Source organism: Antrihabitans stalagmiti (genome assembly GCF_016482825.1).
Classification (GTDB): Bacteria; Actinomycetota; Actinomycetes; order Mycobacteriales; family Mycobacteriaceae; genus Antrihabitans; species Antrihabitans stalagmiti.
In genome coordinates this window covers 152,676-172,017 of the sequence record NZ_JAEMNV010000003.1, presented here as the reverse complement: position 1 = coordinate 172,017, position 19,342 = coordinate 152,676, and the positions used below count along the sequence as shown (strand labels likewise).

General features: G+C 61.4%; 16 protein-coding genes. 2 read left to right on the top strand and 14 right to left on the bottom strand.

Going from position 1 to position 19,342, the window contains the following annotated elements; genetic code table 11:
* Positions 1–18: 18 nt before the first annotated feature.
* The 4 genes from JGU71_RS09350 to JGU71_RS09335 form a co-directional block, all read right to left on the bottom strand.
* Positions 19–966: an ankyrin repeat domain-containing protein gene (locus JGU71_RS09350; protein WP_199703807.1), complete on the bottom strand. Its 948-nt coding sequence runs from the start codon at positions 964–966 to the stop codon at positions 19–21.
* Positions 967–1,048: 82 nt separating this feature from the next.
* A complete protein-coding gene (locus tag JGU71_RS09345) occupies positions 1,049–1,954 on the bottom strand; it encodes an Abi-alpha family protein (protein WP_199703806.1) in 906 nt (301 codons plus the stop codon).
* Between the two features lies 1 nt (position 1,955).
* A complete protein-coding gene (locus JGU71_RS09340) occupies positions 1,956–3,308 on the bottom strand; it encodes a DUF445 domain-containing protein (RefSeq protein WP_199703805.1) in 1,353 nt (450 codons plus the stop codon).
* 112 nt (positions 3,309–3,420) lie between these two features.
* Positions 3,421–4,062, bottom strand: coding sequence for a TetR/AcrR family transcriptional regulator (locus tag JGU71_RS09335; RefSeq protein ID WP_372433161.1), 642 nt, complete (start codon positions 4,060–4,062; stop codon positions 3,421–3,423).
* Positions 4,063–4,252: 190 nt separating this feature from the next.
* On the opposite strand from JGU71_RS09335, the gene JGU71_RS09330 reads away from it, so the two are divergent.
* On the top strand, positions 4,253–5,602 hold the full coding sequence (locus JGU71_RS09330) for a cytochrome P450 (RefSeq protein WP_199703803.1): 1,350 nt from the start codon (positions 4,253–4,255) through the stop codon (positions 5,600–5,602).
* 104 nt (positions 5,603–5,706) lie between these two features.
* Entirely contained in the window at positions 5,707–7,518 is a 1,812-nt protein-coding gene (locus tag JGU71_RS09325) for an SDR family oxidoreductase (protein WP_199703802.1), read from the top strand.
* Positions 7,519–7,581: 63 nt separating this feature from the next.
* Here JGU71_RS09325 and JGU71_RS09320 read toward each other — a convergent pair whose 3' ends face one another.
* The 10 genes from JGU71_RS09320 to JGU71_RS09275 form a co-directional block, all read right to left on the bottom strand.
* Positions 7,582–8,646, bottom strand: a complete 1,065-nt coding sequence (locus tag JGU71_RS09320) for a ferredoxin--NADP reductase (protein WP_199703801.1) — start codon at positions 8,644–8,646, stop codon at positions 7,582–7,584.
* Positions 8,643–9,557 carry an alpha/beta fold hydrolase gene (locus JGU71_RS09315; protein ID WP_199703800.1) on the bottom strand — a complete coding sequence of 305 codons (915 nt, stop codon included), beginning with the start codon at positions 9,555–9,557 and terminating at the stop codon, positions 8,643–8,645. Before JGU71_RS09315 ends, JGU71_RS09320 begins: the two co-directional genes overlap by 4 nt.
* Positions 9,554–10,498, bottom strand: a complete 945-nt coding sequence (locus JGU71_RS09310; protein WP_199703799.1) for an SDR family NAD(P)-dependent oxidoreductase — start codon at positions 10,496–10,498, stop codon at positions 9,554–9,556. The genes JGU71_RS09315 and JGU71_RS09310 overlap by 4 nt, the downstream gene beginning before the upstream one ends.
* Positions 10,495–12,072, bottom strand: a complete 1,578-nt coding sequence (locus JGU71_RS09305) for a flavin-containing monooxygenase (protein ID WP_199703798.1) — start codon at positions 12,070–12,072, stop codon at positions 10,495–10,497. The genes JGU71_RS09310 and JGU71_RS09305 overlap by 4 nt, the downstream gene beginning before the upstream one ends.
* A 22-nt stretch (positions 12,073–12,094) precedes the next feature.
* The gene (locus tag JGU71_RS09300) at positions 12,095–12,991 is read right to left on the bottom strand and encodes a metal-dependent hydrolase (protein WP_199703797.1); all 897 of its coding nucleotides are present in this window, start codon (positions 12,989–12,991) and stop codon (positions 12,095–12,097) included.
* 28 nt (positions 12,992–13,019) lie between these two features.
* The gene (locus JGU71_RS09295; protein ID WP_199703796.1) at positions 13,020–13,883 is read right to left on the bottom strand and encodes a metal-dependent hydrolase; all 864 of its coding nucleotides are present in this window, start codon (positions 13,881–13,883) and stop codon (positions 13,020–13,022) included.
* Between the two features lie 180 nt (positions 13,884–14,063).
* Positions 14,064–14,774 carry a TetR/AcrR family transcriptional regulator gene (locus tag JGU71_RS09290; protein ID WP_199703795.1) on the bottom strand — a complete coding sequence of 237 codons (711 nt, stop codon included), beginning with the start codon at positions 14,772–14,774 and terminating at the stop codon, positions 14,064–14,066.
* Positions 14,775–14,836: 62 nt separating this feature from the next.
* Positions 14,837–15,808, bottom strand: coding sequence for an esterase/lipase family protein (locus JGU71_RS09285; RefSeq protein ID WP_199703794.1), 972 nt, complete (start codon positions 15,806–15,808; stop codon positions 14,837–14,839).
* A 118-nt stretch (positions 15,809–15,926) separates the two neighbouring features.
* Positions 15,927–16,580 carry a TetR/AcrR family transcriptional regulator gene (locus JGU71_RS09280; RefSeq protein ID WP_199703793.1) on the bottom strand — a complete coding sequence of 218 codons (654 nt, stop codon included), beginning with the start codon at positions 16,578–16,580 and terminating at the stop codon, positions 15,927–15,929.
* Between the two features lie 37 nt (positions 16,581–16,617).
* Entirely contained in the window at positions 16,618–19,215 is a 2,598-nt protein-coding gene (locus tag JGU71_RS09275; protein ID WP_199703792.1) for a putative bifunctional diguanylate cyclase/phosphodiesterase, read from the bottom strand.
* Positions 19,216–19,342 lie beyond the last annotated feature (127 nt).

The following is a 19,342-nucleotide window of genomic DNA, read 5'->3' as shown; positions in this document are numbered from 1 at the left end:
GATTGTGCCCGTAACCTGCTAGCCCTGCAGGGCCGCGGCCACTTTCGCGTGACCGGCCTGCGTGGCCAGTTCGCGGTCACGGTCGGTGATCGCCGCTCCGCCGATCCGGAGCAGCTCGACAACCTCGACGACGTCGCCTGCGCGATATCCCGCCCAACGGACGTTCGCCGACCACCACACCAGCAGTGCGGTGAGCGCGCGGGCCGGCTCGGCACCGAGGTCCAGGAGCGTCGCGAGCGTGGCTGGAAGGAGCTGTAGCGCCGCAGCCTCGATCGGTCGCTGTCCGCTCGTCGTCGCGGCATTCACGTCGGCTCCTGCCGCCACGAGGCGGCGTACCAGTTCAGGATTCACGTGGTCGCTGCGCTCGCCGAGGCGGTGAATCGGTGTGGCTCCGTCGGAGTCCCGCAACGAAGGGTCGACACCGCGCGACAGGGCCCGCTGCAAGGCCGTCGTACGTCCGAGCAGCACGATCTCGTGCAGGATCGTCGTGAAACGGTCACCCCGCGCGGACAATTCGATCCGCCGACCCGGGTCTGCGCCGGCGTCGAGCAGCGCTAGGGCGGCCTCTGGCTGCAACGAGCGCACGGCGTACCAAAGCGGCGATGCCCCGCAGGCGTCGAGCACGTCGGGATCGATTCCCTTCCCGAGCAGATCGGTGACCGAGGCCCAGCCATTGCCGGCGCGATCGAAGAGCGACTGAACATCGGGAGCGAGCGGTTCGGTCCACGGCGGCGGTGTGACGCCAAGCGCGGCGCACACCTGCAGAGCACCCGATCGTCGGTCACGCAGGTCGTACCACGGCCATGGACCTTCACCCTTCGCGATGTAATCGGTTATGGCCACGCGAGATTCGGACATTATCGATCTGCCGTTGTCGTCGAAGTCCGACCAGAACACGAGTTCGTCCCCGTCTCGCGAGACCACCATCGCGGCGCAGTTCTCCTGGTATCGGGTCAGTTCTTCCATGTGCCCATCTTGACCAACTGCCCCGAGCTCTCATCGACGAATTCCGCTCTACCCTCGGTACGCCTCATGACCGAATACGCCTTCAGTCCAACGGTTTCGGCAGTCGTGGACCCTTGCCCCAGTACTGGTCGTGGTGTTCGTACTTCGTCCAGCCGCCGGCGTCGTAGCCCTCTAGCGTGAAGCATTCGCGGCAGAACTGCATGCCGAAGTCGGACAAGAAGATGCTGCGGTATACCGCAATCGTGCGCTTCGCTCGACGCGAGGCCGCCACCGCGTCCGGGTGCGCCTCCGTCACTTGATATCTGCGGAAATCCTCGACCGGTTCCGTCGAAAAGCTCACCAGACCGAGACCGTGCAGGTTGCCGAAGTAGTTCTTGCTGCGCGCAGGCCAGGCACATCCAGCCATGTCGGGAATGAAGGAAATACCGACTGCGAGGCGCTGCGAACCGATCCCGAACGGCGTATTCGTCCTGATGTCGATCGCAGGCTGCGGACCTGCGATCGCGAGGAACCGCAGGATGCGCGCTTCGTCAGGAGTGATCTCACCGAGAATTCGGTCGAATGCCGGGTGCTTGGAACCAGTTTGCGCCGCTGCGTTCCAGGAGCGGGAGAGCAGAGCGTCGCCACGTTCCTTCAGCGGACGCTTCGACCGGCGCGACGATCGGTCCGAATCACGTTGATCCGCAGTCTCTTCAGCGCCCAATGCTGACATTGCGGCGGACAACACCTGCACGATTCGTTCGTCGACGATCTGAGTTATCCCCTCGCCGGAACTGATCTGTTTGGCGATGTCGTTCGCCGCATCCACCGAACCCTGACCGATCGCGCCGACAGCGCGAAGCAGGGCCGCAGCCGACAACTTCGCGACCCCGGCGATCTCGACGGGATTGGTGGCAAATTTGGCGATCTCGGTGGCGACCTCGAGAGTGGATTTCGATTCGTGCTCGGACGGCTCCGCGTCGGCTTTCGGGGTGGTGTCGTCGCTCATGTCATGATCCGAAAAGTAGTAGGTGCAAGCCGCCGACCCCGAGTCCGAGCAACGCGCCGTGTACGTAGAGGAGCCAGGCATCCTGCTCGATCACCGAGTAGATCAATTCCATGAACTGCGCCGGCTTCAGTTCTCGAAGCTTGTCTCGCGCGAAGCGTTCGATCTTCTCGGCTTGCACGGCGTTGAACTCTTCGTCGTTGACCATGGTCGGTGCATACTCGAGCCCTGCCTCCATCGAACCCGCCCTGATGGCATCGAACTCCTTGGTGCCGACCGCAGCACGAACCACTGATTGCATCCGGCCGAGAATTCGGTCGAGTTCTTGGGTGACGATGTTTTCCATAAATCCGCGGACTCGATCCCCGCGGGGGCCGTTGAGCAATTCGTCTGCGACGTTCGGAATGTTGATCACGTTCGTCGCGAGTAGCTTGCCGAAGTCCTCTGCCGCCTGCGGCTGCCGCTTTGCCAGCTTCGCTTGCTTCCACAGGTACTTGTAGCGGGGCTGCGGATCCGCGGGCTCGAAGACAACTTTGATCGCGAGCAGATTCACCGTAACGCCGATGAGGGCCGCGCCGCCCAGCACCACGACCCAACCCGGGACGGCCGACAGCAGGGGCACGTTTTTGTAGTAGTAGATGACCAGCGCGAACAGCATGCCGAACGGCAAACCGAGCAGGCCGACTCTGACCATGAACTTCAGCTCGGGCGCCGCGATGTTCCAGACGATGTCCTTCAGCGTCTGCGGATTGTTCTTCAAGAACCTCATCGCCATCAACCTGATGTCGATCATCTGCTCGACGTTTTCACCGATCCGCTCGAGCGCACGCTCGGCGATATCGGGCATCTCCGCTTCGATTCTGTCGTAGACGACCTCGCGCATCGCCGGCGTCATGTCGCGCCACAGTCCCGGATGTTCGCGCTCCATCACCGACGCAACCAGCGGCCGCAAGTCACGCTTCACCACCTCGGTCATGTGAACGGCTACCGATTGCGGATCGAACTCGTAGTAGAAATCTTTGACGCTTCCGATGCGAGCGACGGCTTTGTCGACGATGTAACACGCCATCTTTTCGGCGCGGGCGGGTATGAAGCCTTGGTAGCCGATGATTCCGCCGGGCGCCCAAATGGGCAACTGCTGAACCTTTCTCGGCAGAAACGGAAAGAGCGTCTTCAGACCCGGCACATAGAAGCCGCGAAAGTTGATCGGCGTGAACAGCATGTACACACCGGTCCAGTTCACCAGAACGCCGGACACCGCACTGAACAGCGGGACGCTGATCATGTCGATCCAGAACTTCGACAGACCGGTCATCGCCTCCCAATCGATGAACGGACCGGACGCAACTATGTCCACGTGTGCTCCCTCGGTGTCGCGGTCTAACAATATGGCGCTCCGCGCCTCGTGAGTCTTTTCGGAGGTCGGGCGCGCCGGAAAGACTCACGAGCGGCGCAGCCGCATCTCGCCGCTATTTCCGAGGTTTGCCGGACTCTTGGATGCGGTTCATCCAGAGTCGCATCGTGTCGGTGAGAACCGTTGCCGATGTTTCGCTGTCGACCATGGTGCCTGCTTCGCTGACCATCAGACCGAGCGCGCTGGAGGTGATTCCGACCAATGCTGAGTCGAGCAACGCGTTCGCACCTTTGTCATCGGCGGAGACTTCGCCGACGGCGGCGAGTATCGATCGGAGCATCATCTTGGCGACTGTCCAGAATGCCGTCAGCTCGTCGAACCGTTGCGCATCACGACGGACAGCGGCGATGTACTCCGCGGACAGCATCGTGAAGCGCTGGTTCGAACTGAACGTCTTCCACCACCGACCGAACGTATCCAGCTTGCTGTCGACATCCTCACCCGCAGCACCCATCGAGTCTGCAAGCTCGCCGATCACCTGTTTGTAGTGGCGTTCGAGTACTGCAAAACAGAGCGCTTCCTTGCTGGGGAAGTTGCCGTAGATGGACCCGGGGGTTCGGCCCGCGTTCGCCCCGATCTGAGCAACCGATGTGGCGTGGAACCCTTGTTCCAGGAACAGTTCCTCGGCAGCCTCGAGCACGATCTCACGCGTAAGGGCTTGACTCTCTTCGCGAGTCAGCGGCCGGCGCCGCTTCACCACGTTCTCACCTCAGCACCTTTCGCGTACGACAACCAGACGTCGGACAGTATCTCAGGTTGCTCCCCGTGAGGCTGAATTACAGATTTCATTGAAATACAGATTGCACTGATATATGGTTTTGTGGAACCGCTCGGCCGGATTCGCCACCACAACCGTCGGTACCGGGCCGGGCATAGGAGATTCGACGATGAGCACCCGACTACACACCGCAACGAAGCAGTCGTATTCGGCAACAACACAACTCGCTGTTCCCACCGTGAAATGGTGGAGCCTGCCACGATTGCTCGTCGACTACGCCCGCTACGGCGACGACGTCGTCGACAAACTGTTCGACCGCTACGGAGACATCTTTCGGGTCGACGTGCCGATCGGGTTCGAGATTCTCGACGGAGTCCGCTCCGTCGTCCTGTTCCGTGATCCCAACTTGGTGAAGCCCCTCTTCACCGCGTCCGCGGAAGTTGTCGATCCAACCCTGGCCAATCACGTCCTCGAACTGCTTTACGGCGATCGATCGCTATTTCTCGTCGACGGACCAGACCACCAACGCATCCGCAAGCTTGTCCTACCTCGGCTACGCGGAAACGAACTACAGAAGTGGGGCGACGGCCTCGACTCGAGCGTCCGCACAGACGTCGCAACCTGGGCAGGCGCCGGTCCGGTGCACGTGCAGGAACGGATGCTCGACGTAACTTTGGAATCGATCCTGCAGATCACGCTCGGTATTACCGAGGAGCAGATGCCGATCTGGAAACCGCCGATGCACGCGATGTTGCGCACCGCGATGTCGAACGAGTACATCGTGCGTTACGCAACGCGACGGCTCGGCGGACTCAAGACGTGGACGAAGCTGCACGCCGAGATCGCTGCCTGCGAGTCCCTGATCTACACCGAAATAGCTCGGCGCCGGAATGCGCGGGAGGTCGAGCAACCCGACCTGCTCGACCTCATGATGCGGCTCGAGGGGCCGCCCCTCTCCGACCGAGAACTGCGCGACCAACTGTTCACGATCCTGCTCGCAGGCCACGAAACCACCGCATCGACCGTCACCTGGGCGGTGGACTACCTCCTACAAAACCCGCAGCAGCTGGCCATCGCAACGGCCGAAGCCCGGACCGACTCCGACGACTACTCCTACATCGAAGCCGTACTCCACGAGACCCTGCGAATGCACGCACCAGCCCCAGTGTTCGGCAGAGTCACCCGCACCACATACCAATTGGGCAACTACGCCATCGCTCCGAACAGCCTCGTTTTGCCGTTCATCCACGGTATTCACCGCGATGCGACGCTGTATCCGGACCCGAACGTGTTCAGGCCGGAACGTTTCGTCGACACCAAGCCCGGCACCTTCACGCTCATCCCGTTCGGCGGCGGGACGCACCGTTGCGTCGGTGACCGGCTGGCCCTCTTTCAAGCCAAGTTGATGCTGCGCACGATCCTGCGCGACGTCGAACTCACCTTCCATTCGAACAAGAAGACAACCACCAACCTGTTGCCTACCAACAATATTCAGGTTCTGGCGCGCCGCGCCTCGTGAGTCTTTTCGGAGGTCGGGCGCGCCGAAAGGACTCACGAGCGGCGTAGCCGCCTATCTCAAACAAGTAGTATCCAATACCGACGGTTCCGTGTACATTCCGAGGTATGTCTTCCAAACAGGTAACTGGGCTCGCACCGGCACAGACCCCGCAAGCGACCGGCACTGTCATCCAGCGGACGGTTCGCAACGGCGACATCGACATTGCCGTGTTCGAGCAGGGCAATCTCGATGGCGAGACGGTGCTGCTCCTGCACGGTTGGCCTGATTCGCACCACGTGTGGGACGGGGTGACACCGCATCTTGTCGAGCGATTTCACGTTGTGTCCGTTGACAATCGGGGACACGGAGAATCCACGAACCCGAAGAGCTTTCGCGACTTCAGCCTGTCGGCGATGGCATCGGACTACCTCGCGGTGATCGATGCGGTGAGCCCGGACAAACCGGTGCACGTGCTGGCTCACGACTGGGGCAGCGTCGCCATGTGGGAGGCGGTATGCGAGTCCGGCGCTGAGGCGAAGATCAAGTCGTTCACGTCGGTCTCCGGTCCGAATGCCGAGCATCTGAGCAAATGGGCACGCAACAGGCTCACCCGTCCCACGCCGAGGAACGTGGGTCTCGGGCTGGCTCAGCTTGGGTCCATCGGCTACATGTTCTTCTTTATGCTGCCCGTCGTTCCGAAAGCGGTCTTCACCGTCGGTATGTCCGAACAGCGCTGGCGACAGGGTCTTTCGCAGGCAGAAGGTGCGCCGCTAGGCGATATTCATCTAGGGCCGACGTTCAAGGACGACATCAGAAACGGTCTCCGCGTCTACCGCGCCAACGCCATTCCAGCCCTGGCGCGGCCGCGGGACCGGTTCACCTCGGTGCCGGTCCAGGTGATCGTCGGCACCCGCGACCCAGCCGTTCGACAATCCGGCTACGACGACGAGCTCAAGTGGGCACCCTCGGTGTGGCGCCGCGTCGTGAAAGGCGGGCATTGGCTCCCCTTCTCCCATCCGGAGTTGTTGGCAACAGCGACAATCGAACTGATCGACGCAGTCTCCGGCAAGACGCCTGCACGCGCCCTGCGACGTGCCGAGATGGGTAGGCAGCGGCGTCCGTTCGAGGATCAGCTGCTGGTGATCACCGGCGGAGGCTCCGGCATCGGCCGGGAGACTGCGCTCGCATTCGCACGTGACGGTGCCGAGGTAGTGCTGTCCGACATCAACCTCGCATCGGCCAAGGAGACCGCGGCGCTGATTGCCGAGGCAGGCGGCACGGCGCACGCCTACCAACTAGATGTCTCCGACGAGGCGGCGGTGGACGCCCACGCCGACCAGGTGATCGAACAGCACGGTGTTCCCGACATTCTTGTCAACAACGCAGGCATCGGCCAGGCAGGCCAGTTCTTCGACACCCCTGCGGCAGAATTCAAGCGTGTGCTCGATATCAACCTCTACGGAGTTATCAACGGCAGCAGAGCTTTCGGCTCCAAGATGGCTGCCCGCGGCCTCGGCGGACATATCGTCAACCTGTCGAGCATGGCCGCCTATTCACCTCAGCAGGGCTTCTCCGCCTACTCGACAAGCAAGTCCGCGGTCTTTATGTTCTCCGACTGCCTCCGTGCCGAACTTGCCTCCGCCGATATCGGCGTCAGCACGATCTGTCCCGGCATAGTGCACACCAATATCGTTGCTACGACAACGTTTTCCGGGGTATCGAAGGAGGACGAGGCAAAGAAGCAAGAGCGTTTCGACCGCCTGTACAAGATGCGCCGGTACGGCCCGGAGAAGGTCGCGAAGCAGATCGTCAAGGCAGTCCGAAAGAACAAATCGATCGTCCCGGTCACACCCGAAGCACATCTGCAATACCACGCAAGCAGGCTGATGCCCGCGATCGGGCGGTTTGCGGCCACGCGAACCGACATCACCAAGTAGCACACGGAAATAGTGTTGGTTTGCTCCCGGATTCCGGGAGCAAACCAACACTATTCGCTGGGCTCAATCCTGATCGAAGGCGATGTGCACTCCATCAGTTTCCGGAACTGTCTGGCACGCCAACGTGAGTCCACGATCGAGTTCGTCGTCGATCAGAGATTCGTTGAGCAACATACGAGTTCGTCCACTGCGGACCGAACACACGCACGTCCCGCAGGCCGACTCACGGCACACATACGGCACGTCGAGCCCCTTGGCGAGCAGCACATCGAGTAGCGGTACGTTCTTCGGCCAATCGATGTCGTACGTCTCGCCTTCGAATTCGATTGTCGCGGTGTGGGCTCCGGGTGCGGCACTACGGCCGGCCCCGGGTGGTGTCACCGACGCCTCGGGTCCGTCGAACGGAGAGATCTCCAACGATCGATACTCTTCGTTGCGGATTCGCGATAGCGGAACATCCAGCTGCGCAAGCGCTGCGTGCGCGGCAGCCGTGAAACCCGTTGGCCCGCAGATATATGCGTCACGGTCGGCAAATGGCCGGACGAGCGCGGCGATGTCCGCACTCCCCGGCAGGCCGTGCTCTTCTTCCAGCCACTCGGCTACCGTCAGTCGGCCGGGGAAGCGCGCGGCCAGGTCGCCCAACACACCGGCGAAGATGACCGAATCCCGGTCCCGGTTCGCGTAGAACAATGCGACGTCACCGGAACCGGCGGTCAAGACCGACTTAGCGATCGACACCACCGGAGTGATACCGCTACCCGCAGCACACAGCAGTACATCGGCATCGAGAGAACGTGGGACAAACGAGCCGGACGGCTCCAATACGGTGAGAACGGTGTCGACAGCGACGTTGTCACAGATCCAGTTGGACGCGTAGCCGCCGGCCGTCCGCTTCACCGTGACGGCCGGCCTGTCGTCGGTGTGTGGACTGCTGGACAACGAATAGCACCGCGCCACCGATCCATCACGACAGTCTTGGTCGCTCGGGATCCGCAGCGTCAGGAATTGCCCTGGCGAATAGGTGAACTTTTCCCGGACAGCCTGCGGCACATCGAGGACCAGAGTGACGGCATCGACGGTTTCCTTGATCACCTCGAACACGGCGACCTGATGTGCACGAGAATTCATCCTGCCGCTCCCGCCCAATCCGGTACCGCAACGCGAGCTTTCGTGGCCATTCCGAGCAACTGTGCCGTGACTTCTTCGCGCCGCTCGTAGGGCAGATAGTGACCGGAATCGCGGAAGATCAGTACCCGGCTTCCCGCGACATGCTGACCGATGATGCGAGCGTGCTCGACTGTCGTCAGACGGTCTCGCGAGCCTGTCATGACCACGACGTCCAGCCCTGCGAACGACGAAAGCACGACGTGCCGATCATGCTCCAGAATCGATGCCCCGAGTGCTGCGACACAGCGTGGATGTGCTTGCGCGGCTTGCAAAACCGCTCGGTTCATGTCGTGCCGGCGGGGTCGGGCGCCGAACAATCCGCGGCGCGTTCCCTGCCGCGCGAGGAACAGCGGCCGACTCGGCAGCTTCACCCGCGCCGAGAGCGCAAGTGCTGCCGCCGCGAAGCGATGAAATCCCGGTAGCGACCGATACTGCCCCAACAGATTTCCCGCAGCAGTCGACACGAATGCGACGCCGACCAACCGCTCGGCGACCAACCGCGGATGACGCTCGGCGAGCGCCATCATCGTCATCCCACCCATCGAATGACCACCGAATACGATCGGTCCGACCGGAACGACAGCTTCGATGAGGGCCGCGAGGTCGTCGGCCAGAATATCTAGCGACGCAACCGTTTTCGCAGACTTCCCGTGCCCACGATGGTCGTAGGCAAGCACGCGAAGTGTGGGGTCGGCCGCAACCAGTATTTCTGCTACATCCTCCCAACCCTGGCTCGACAACGTCCAGCCATGGGCAAGGACGATCGTCACATCAGGTTGGGGCGAACCCCATTCGGTGACGTGCAACCACGCGTCGTCGGGACGCGGAAATCGATACTCCATCCGCTTCGCGATTCGCGCCACCTTGCTCATCGGCTGCTTCCGATCGGAAGGCCAGTTCGTTCGGCTTCGGGCTTGCTGGTCGGCGACGCCAGGCGATTCAAAACCCGCGTCCCCATTTTCTCCATCGACTCGATCGAGAAAGGTTGCGCGATACGTCGATTGATTCCAGGTGCGATCCTGAGCATAAAGTAGCCGAGCCACGCCTCGGTTCGAACCGGAACGACGGCCAGGTCGAACCGAACGGCTCGAACAGCGGCCCGCGCAACGAGATCGGGACTCATCGGGGCGAAGGGAAGCCGCTCGGCAAACTCCTGAATCTGTTTGCTGATCTCTTTTCCATGCTCGACGAGATCACTGTCGACGCCGACCGTAATCGAGTTCTGGCCGATGTTGGTGTTGATGACACCGGGACAGATGGCGCTGACACCGATGCCTTTGGGCCCGAACTCCAGCCGTAGGCACTCTGTCAGCATTTTCACGCCCGCTTTGGACACCGAATACGCCGACATGACCGGTGTCGGCGTGAACGCTGCGGCCGACGCGATATTGACGATGTGGCCGCCTTGGCCGCGCTCGATCATCTGCGACCCGAACACCCTGCAGCCATGGACGACGCCCATCAGATTGACGCTGAGCTGACGATCCCAGTCGGCAGGCGTGAGGTCGAGGAATGCGCCTCCCACCAGCATGCCCGCGTTGTTGACCAAGACGTCTGCAACGCCGTGGTCGGCAAGAACGTCCCTGGCAAAGGTTTCCCACTCGTCGGATTTGGTGACATCCAGCCTCGACGCGGACGCCGTGTGGCCCTGCGCCCGAATCATCGCCGTTGTTGCCAGTGCCGCATCCAGGTCGAGATCGGAAACGATCACGTGGGCATCACTTTTGGCGAACCTGATAGCGGTTGCGCGACCGATGCCGCTACCCGCCCCGGTCACTACCACCAGTGCCGGTCTCAAGGCATTCACTTTCATACGGTCTCCTTGGCTGCGACCGAGCTGTCGACCGATTCAGCGGCCGCGACGCCGTACTGATACACATCGAGGTCGTAATGCCGGTTTTCCCAGTACATTTCGCCATGGGTCGACGGCCGGAACGGCGAATCACCCTTGTCGTCGATGTAGTAGGTGTTCGATCCCGCGCAGGTCGGTGTGAACAGGAAGTTCCGCTCCTGCCTACTCAAGCATTTCTGGAAGTAGTCGTCGTGCACGTCCTGCCGGATTTCGCACGTCGTCGCCCCGCGGCGTTTCGTCTCGGCGATCGCGCGGCTCAGATGCGCCGCAGTAGCCTCGATCATCCACAGGTACGACCCGAGAACGAACCCGTACGGACCCGTGATCGTGAAGATGTTCGGGAACCCAGGCATCGAAACACCCTGGTACGCCTGGTATCTGTTCGTATCCCAGAATTCTTCGAGATCCTTGCCGTCACGGCCGACGACGGGGAACGGCGGCACTGCGCCCTTCTCCCACAGCTTGAACCCGGTTGCGCAGATCAGGACGTCGATCTCGTGCTCGACGCCGTCTGCCGTCACCACCCCGTTCTCGGTGATGCGGTCGATCGAGTCGGTCACCAGAGTGACGTCGTCTCGGTTGAACGTCTTCAAGTACTCGTTCGACATGGACGGCCGCTTGCAGCCGAGCCCGTAAGTTGGGATGAGCTTTTCGCGGATGACCGGATCGTCGACCTGACTGCGCATCCACTTCCGTGCCGGACCCTCGAGCAGCTTCCGCGTCGAATCGACCAGCCAGGTCGGGCCGGTGAGCATTCCACTCATCGCGAGCTCGGTAGCCACCGTGCCGACGAGTCGGACCGCCGACCGAATTCGTTTGCGCTCCATGATTTGTCGGCCGATGGGACCGACCTCGGCGTCGCGCTTCTTGAACACCCAGATAGGTGTCCGCTGGAAGACGGTGAGGTGACCGACCTCGTCGGCGATAGCGGGCACCAATTGCAACGACGTTGCGCCGGTCCCGATCACCGCCACCCGTTTTCCGGCCAGCGCCACGTCGTGATCCCACAGAGCGGTGTGCATCAAGGTGCCGCCGAAGCTGTCGAGTCCGGGTATCGCCGGCATTTTCGGCCGCTCCAGGCCGCCGATCGCCATCGCGACGTAGCGACCGGTGATCTCGGTGCCGCCGTCCGTCGCCAGCCGCCAAAGTCCGTTGTATTCGTCGTAGATCGCCGACGTGACAGTTGTGTTCAGCCGCAACTTGTCTCGCAACCCGTACTTGTCGACGACGTCGTCCGCATAGTCCTTCAGTTCGTTGCCTGGAGCGAAGACACGCGACCAGTTGCCACGCTGCTCGAAGGAGAAGCTGTAGATGAAGGACGGGATATCAACGGCAACACCGGGATAGGTATTGGCATGCCACGTTCCGCCGACCTGATCCCATTTGTCGAGTATGACGAAGTCGTGAATACCTCGGCGTTGCAACGCAATACCGGTGCCGATACCGCCGAACCCCGCGCCGATGACAACAACTTCGTAGTCTGGGATACGTCGCTGCGCCGTCGGTGCAGGCTCGACGTCTGTAGTTGTGCTCATCTCTTCCGTCCTGCCCGTAGGCCTATTTGACGCGATCTTGGAGGATGCCGTCGGCACCGAAGAGCTCCCGTTGCCACTTTTCGAGGACCTCGTTGGTATCGATGTCGTCGGGATGGAACCCCGGCTTCAGATATTTGCGCAGGTCGGCCATCAGCCCTCGGACCAGCGGGCCGCGATAGACATCGATGGCCTGTCGAGCCACCGTGATCGGTCGCCACGCGCTGGGATCGGTCAATATCGACGCCAACACACCTGCCGACACGAACGGAATGGTGAAGAAGTACATAAATGCCATAACTCCGATGCGCACGGACTCCGGGCCACCGACCGCGCGATAGACATCGAACGCGACGGACTTGTGCTCGAGCTCTTCCATGGCATGCCAGTTCAGGAGGTGCCATGTCTCGGGATCACCCGGAATCGATTGCAGCTCTTCGCTCGACAGCAGTCGCTCGCCGACTGTCGCGGTGTAATGCTCCGCCGCCGCGGTCAACGCGAGATGCACGTAGCCCGGCAGTATGTTCTCCCCTCGGACCAGCCATTTCTGGCGCCTGCTGTCCGGTTCGAACATAAGGAGGCGGACCATCGGATACCCGACCTCGACGAGTTGCTCGTTGAGTTGCCGGTGCTCCCGACCGTGCACGGCCTCCTGACCGATGAACCCAGCCACCCGTTTTTTCAAGACCGGATCGGCGACTTGATCGGAGAACCGCCGCACCGAGCGGATGAAGGATTCCTCGCCAGGCGGAAAGCTGGCCGACAGCATCGCGGCCAAGTGACTCCAAACGATATGACCTTCGACGAAATGATGATGCATCGGTTCGGGTTGACCGAACCGGAACCTCATTCGTCGCACCTTCGGGTACGGGCGGGACTGGACACGATCGGTCGAAACCACGCCGTTGTGGTGTGACACCATGATGTTTCCTAAGTTGTTGCGACGGAATCTATTTGAGGTGATCGACGAGGACACCCTCGGTGCCGAAGAGTTCCTTCTGCCAGCGCTCCAGCAGCTCGTTGGACTCGATGTCGTCCGGATGGAAGCCGCGGCGCAGGTACTTGGCCAGTTCTGGCATCAGGCCCTTGAACATCGGGCCACGGAACAACGCGTACGCCTCCCGCACCCGTTGCACCGGCCTTCGACGTGCATACGGGTCCCGCGCTAGCGACACCGTCAAAGTGGTGAACGTGAGCGGAATCGTGAGTGCCAGCACCGCGGCCATCACAGCGATTCGCATTCGCTCGGATCCGCCGACTGCCTGGTACACGTCGAAGGCGACCGACTTGTGCTCCAGCTCCTCGAGCGCGTGCCAATTCAGCAGATTCCACATCTCCGGTTCACCCGGAATTGCCTGCACCTCGTCATTGGACAACACACGCTCGGCGAGAACGGCCGTGTAGTGCTCCGCAGCAGCGGTCATCGCCAGATGCAGTAGGTCCGGGATGCGGTCCTCGAACCGAATCTGCCTCTCCTTCACCGAGTCTCGGTCGAACCATTCGATCGGGTAGCCCAACTCGACAAGTTGCTGGTTCAGTCGGCGATGCTCTTGTCCGTGCATCGCTTCCTGCCCGATGAACCCTGCGACGCGCTTCTTCAGCACCGGGTCCGTGATCTGATCGGCAAACCGTCGGACAGAGCGGATGAACGACTCTTCCCCCGGTGGAAACGATGCCGAAAGTCCGGCCACGAAGTGGCTGAACACCGGATCGTTGTTGACGAAGTACTTCGCGGCCGCGCTTTGCTCCCCGAAACGAAAGCGAATCCGCCTCGTCTTCGGGTAGGCAGCAGGCGGTGTCGACGTTGTCACCATGAACTTGGCCTTTCCTCGAACAGTAAGTATCTAGTACTACGAGTTCGTACATGTTCGAGGCTAAGTCCACACGGGGGGTTTGGCAAGTGCTCGCGACATACGTACTTCAGCGCGCGACCTTCGCCGGCGCGGGACTGCGACCGGGCGGACCGACTGGATCAAGCCAGCCGTAACACTCAGTCAGTCAAAGAGATTCGGTACGACGGAGAGTTCCTCGTCGGGATCGAGAACGACACCGCGGGATGCGGCCGACGCAGAGAGCGCGCCCCACACGATGACGGTCAACTCGTCGACGAGCGCATCCTTCTCGATCGTCGGGGTATTCAACCAGCGGAGCACGCTCAACGCCACGGCGCCGAGTATCGCATCGACCAAGTACTCCATGTTGTCGCCGTTTCCGCCTCGCATCCGGATGATGGAGCCGAGCATGGCGACGGTTGCATCCGCAAGCGCCATCCCACGTTCCAGCAAATTCGTCGCCGAGTGTGAGCCGGAGAACTGCGAATTGACAACGAAGCGAAACACATTCGGCCGTTCGTCGACCAGATCGACGTAGGCGCGAAGCCCTGATCGAACTGCTTCGAGGGCGGCTCCGGCGACAACCAGGTGCGGCGTCAGCCGTTCCAGCACCAGTTCCTGAACCCGTTCGCTGACGCCCTCGAACAATTCTTCCTTGTCGCGGAAGAAGCGATACAGCTTGGGCCGCGGAATCCCTGCGGTGCCGATGATGTCGTCGATGGACAGATCGGGCCCGAATTCGTCGATGGCTCGCAAGGTCGATTCGATCAGATCAGCCTTCACGCCGGCCCGATGTTCGCGCCATCGGTCCGTCCGGGCGTCACCCTTCAATTCGGGTAGGCGCCCTCGCGCGGAAGTACTGTCCTTCGCCACTCGTCGCACTCTAGTTCACACACGGTCCAGCCGAAGACGGTGTGTCGACAGGCAACCGAGAATCAGAGTGCGTACAGCGGAACGAAGGTGCACGGGACAGGCCGGCGCTGCTCGGCTGTCCCCAAGGCGTTGCCGATCAACGCGACTGCCGTCGGCGAGTACGGCTGGGCGAAGTGCTGGGAGAAGTCGGTGGGGCAGGCCTGATTTATGTACTCGATGCTCGCGTTCGGCGCACCCGCAGGCGGAGTCAGTCCACCGTAGAGACCGACCTCATCGGCGATGTCGGTGATCTGGGTGTAGGTGACCGAGGGCGTCAGATGGTCCGTCGCGAGACCGAGCGCGTACGGGTTGATGAAGTTGAACGGGATCGGCGGAACGACCCCGTTGCGTTCGATCGCGTCGAACACACTCTGCGGGATGGTGTTTCGCGCTATAGCGGCGAGATCTACAGGGAGTCCGGTCGCCTTGTACGGCGAAGAGAGCAGCACCATCTTGTCGACGACCTCAGCGCCGCCGAGTTGTTCGATGAAGTACCGCGACACCAATCCGCCCTGCGAGTGACCGACCATATCGATTCTCGCGGCGCCCGTTGCCTGTCGCACCCGAGCGACGAGGTCGGCAACCTCACGAGCGGAGTTGGCGACTGGGTCGAGCCCGATGATTCCCGGCGGCACGTTGTAGATCTTGCGGCCGTAGTTGATCGTGTAGACGCAATAGCCCTGGTTGTAGAGGTACGGAGCCAAGGCGGTCCAGGTCACCGCAGCCGAGAGGAAGGTCGAGCCAACAAGAACGACTGGATTCGGATGCGCCGCCGATGGCGTGCACTCGTAGTTGTCCGCGCCCGGGACTTGTCCGTTCCAGTCGTTGATCGCGACCGTTCCGAACGCGTAGCCATTCCCGTAGTGAACAGGCAGAGGATCGGAGACGGGCAGGGGATTCGCCGGCGCTTCTGCCGCCGAAACGACAAGGCACGACAACGCGATCGAGAATGCGGTCGCGAACCGACCGAGAACTGCAGAGCTGAACCCCGGCACAGCAACTCCTTCACTACTTTGTGAGCCCCGATTACAACACGGCTCCTTGTTTGTAACAAGGTGTCGTTTTTCTCGAGCTCACCGCTCGTCGCCTGGTCGCACAGCGGAGGACGGTTCGTCAGACGGTGAGGCCCGCAACTGCCAAATGGGTTATCTCGTCGCAGATATCGTCGAGAGTTACTGCTGCTTCGGCACTTTCGTCGGCGAGAGCGAGTTCTTGTGCCAACGAGTTCACCGCACCGATCACTGCAACGGCGAACAGGCGGTACTCCCTCGACTTGGCCTCACCACGCTCGACAGCGCTGTCAGCCTCATAGACGACCACTGCAGCGATTCGTTCGCGCCAACCTTTGCGCCATTCCTCGACAACTTGACTGACACCGACAACCTCGACGTAACAGACACGGGCCGATCGCCTGTCGCGGCACGTCACGGCCAGGTAGGCACGAAACGCGCGGCTCATCCTGACAGGCATTGCTTCGCCCTGCGTCTCCGCCAGGGCGTCCAGAGCCGATTGCGTGGCCTTCGAGGTCAGATCTTCGACAAGCGCGATGAGCAACTTCTCGCGACTTCCGATGTCTTCGTAGAAGCTGCGGGTGGAGACGTTCGCGGCGGAGCACAGTTGCTCGATCGATGTCGCCGAAAAGCCTTTGGTGCCAAAGAGTTCGAGTGCAGCGTCGACCAACCTGCGGCGCCGCTCGTCGCCACGTTCGGCAGCGGAACGTCCACCGTATACGCGGCGCTCCGACGCGTTGGACTCAGAAGTTGGCACGAGGACGATCGTACCGACGCGTGCTACGAATGCATCCTCAGGTAGCCCGATCCGACGAACCTGAATGCCGAAGGCTGTCGGCCTCGATCCCAGGTCTCATATCGTAGGGACCACGACGAAGTAGATCGTGGAACTCGTTCGGATGCAACGGATATCCTGTGAGATGGCCCTGCAGGAAGTGCACACCCAAGTCCTGCAGCACCTGTAGCTCGTCGACGCGTTCGACGCCTTCGGCGCAGATGACAAGGCCGAGTTCGTGCGCAAGTCCGACCACAGCTCGGACAATCGGCTCCTGCTCGGGTCGTTCGCCAAGGCCTGCAACGAAAGTCCGGTCGAGCTTTATGCCGTAGATCGGTAAGCGGTTGAGGTATCCGAGATTCGAATAGCCCGTTCCGAAATCGTCGATGGCGAACCGAACACCCGAACCACGAAGCGTCTCCAACGACGCCAGCACTGCATCGTTGCCCTCGAGAAATGCATCTTCGGTGATCTCGAGGACCAACTGGGTCGGATCGAGTTTCGTATCGAGTAGCGCTTTCGTCACACGAACCGCGAATGCCGCATCTGTGATCTGTTGACTGGACACGTTCACAGAAATTCGGATCGGCCAGCCGAGTTCGGCCCACGTCACGGCTTGCGCGAAAGCGGTGCGCATCACCCAGTCGCCGAGTTCGGCCATAGTGCCGAAGGATTCGGCGAGATCGACGATCTCCGGCGCGGAGAGGATGGGATTCCCGTCCTCGTCCAGCCAGCGCAGCAGCGCCTCGGCTGCCGCAACCGCACCGCCGACGGAGTCGACGATCGGCTGATAGACCAACGACAGTTCCCGCGCTGCGAACGCCGACCGAAAGCGCTTGTCCATCTGAATCCGATGAATCGCGGTCTCGTACATGGCTGTTTCGAACTCTGCGATCGACCCTCGCTCCGCAATCTTTGCGGCTGCGAGCGCAATATCTGCACAACGCAGCACCTCGTCGACCGAACCTTCCTGCTCCACAGTGATGCCCACTGTCATGCTGACTGCGAACGCCATACTGCCGAGGTCGTACAGACCCGACACAGCCGCCTTGATACGTTCGGCGGTGGCCATTGCCCTGGATCGACTCAGGCCTGCCTGCAACATGATGGTGAACTCGTCACCACCGAAGCGCGCTATCAGGGCGTCATCGACCGACCGGCCGAGACGTTGCGCGACCTCGACCAACAGTGCGTCGCCGACCGAGTGTCCGTTCATATCGTTGACCGATTTGAACCGATCCAGGTCGCAGAACATAACTGTCGCCGCTCCGCACGTCAGCAGCCTCTTCCCGAGCTCCGCCTCGAAATAGGCGCGATTCGCCAAACCGGTCAAACTGTCTGTGCGGGCGGCGAATTCGAGTTGCGTGCGCATAAGAATCTGGTCGTCGACATCTCGCAACGCAAGCATGTAGCCTTTGCTGAGCCGTGCCCAACTTGCCTCGATATGGACAGTTGTCCCATCTGGCCTGGCCGCCAGAAACGACAGGTGATCCGACGCCGTTCGACTCGGACTCGTCAGCCACCCCAGCACATCCGTGTCGCGTGGGTCGCGTACGAACTCGTCGATTCGACGTCCGTACATCGACGAGGGATCGCGCAGCAGGACTCGCCGTGCGGCGGGGCTCGCGTACTCGACGAGACCGGACGGCCCGACCCGCACGATCACATCGCCCGTGCTGTCGACGAGCGCGCGGAAATGCCGTTCGCTCGCTTCTATCTGGCGATGCAGCCACAGGTTCGCTCGAACGACCCGCCACTGGCGCGCGGTGATGACGAGCAGAACGATCGCAAGAACTATTCGAGTCCCCGGCGACGTTGCGCCACCGAATATCACCGCGCACACGGTGACGATCTCGAGCACTGTCGCGATCCGAACGACGTGTCCGTCGTCGAGCGGTCGCACAGTCTCCGGTTTTGTGGTGATGCATACCCCACCGACGAGGATAAGCAACGACGACGACACCCAGAGGTAGGCCGCGAGCGAATCGGACACGTCGACAGCACTGCCGAGTACCCGTGAGTCGCCGAGCATCGACAGAAAGAGTCCCGCGGCTACACACCGACCCGCTACCTGACCGAACGGCTTTCTCCCCCATACGATCGCGGCAATCGCAACCCCCACCCAGTCCACGACGACGGCGAGAAAACCCATCAACCCCCACGCGGATGTCGTCTCGTTCCCGCCTTCACCGAAGAACCGAACGATGTCCCACTGAACCCCGATGACAAACGCGCAACCCGTGATCGCGAGCAGGTCCAGACATACCTCAGCGAGCTTTTCCACGGAGTTCTGCGGCAACACCAACGCCGTCAATCCGAGAACTGTTACGAGAGTTGCAACGTTGAAAACAATGCTGGTGGTCCATTCGGAACCGACAAACCACAAGTTCGGATCCGAAAGGACCCACAGATTTCCGACCCCGTTGCAGAGTTGACCGAAGCCGATCAGAAGCCAGCCGCATCGCGCAACCGCAACCTGCCTCGTCGAACCGAGCACACATGCGATTGCAGCACCGAAGGCAGTTGCAACGAGAAGGAAGTCAAGACTCTGCGGTCGCACGAGCGCAACCACAGCGCACACGAGCGCGATTCCAAAAGCGGCGCGTGGCCAGGTCATATCAACACCTGCAGCCTGCCGTCCGCCTTCGGGCATTCGTCACGAGGTTCTCGACTTTCCTCTCACTCGCACTTAGCCGACCGGGATGTCAGCGACTTTCGAGCAATATCGAATGGTCGCACACCTG

Coding starts and splice junctions, on each gene's coding strand:
- JGU71_RS09350 (WP_199703807.1), bottom strand. CDS start 966: ATGGAAGAACTGACCCGATACCAGGAGAACTGCGCCGCGATGGTGGTC.
- JGU71_RS09345 (WP_199703806.1), bottom strand. CDS start 1,954: ATGAGCGACGACACCACCCCGAAAGCCGACGCGGAGCCGTCCGAGCAC.
- JGU71_RS09330 (WP_199703803.1), top strand. CDS start 4,253: ATGAGCACCCGACTACACACCGCAACGAAGCAGTCGTATTCGGCAACA.
- JGU71_RS09325 (WP_199703802.1), top strand. CDS start 5,707: ATGTCTTCCAAACAGGTAACTGGGCTCGCACCGGCACAGACCCCGCAA.
- JGU71_RS09320 (WP_199703801.1), bottom strand. CDS start 8,646: ATGAATTCTCGTGCACATCAGGTCGCCGTGTTCGAGGTGATCAAGGAA.
- JGU71_RS09315 (WP_199703800.1), bottom strand. CDS start 9,557: ATGAGCAAGGTGGCGCGAATCGCGAAGCGGATGGAGTATCGATTTCCG.
- JGU71_RS09310 (WP_199703799.1), bottom strand. CDS start 10,498: ATGAAAGTGAATGCCTTGAGACCGGCACTGGTGGTAGTGACCGGGGCG.
- JGU71_RS09305 (WP_199703798.1), bottom strand. CDS start 12,072: ATGAGCACAACTACAGACGTCGAGCCTGCACCGACGGCGCAGCGACGT.
- JGU71_RS09300 (WP_199703797.1), bottom strand. CDS start 12,991: ATGGTGTCACACCACAACGGCGTGGTTTCGACCGATCGTGTCCAGTCC.
- JGU71_RS09295 (WP_199703796.1), bottom strand. CDS start 13,883: ATGGTGACAACGTCGACACCGCCTGCTGCCTACCCGAAGACGAGGCGG.
- JGU71_RS09275 (WP_199703792.1), bottom strand. CDS start 19,215: ATGACCTGGCCACGCGCCGCTTTTGGAATCGCGCTCGTGTGCGCTGTG.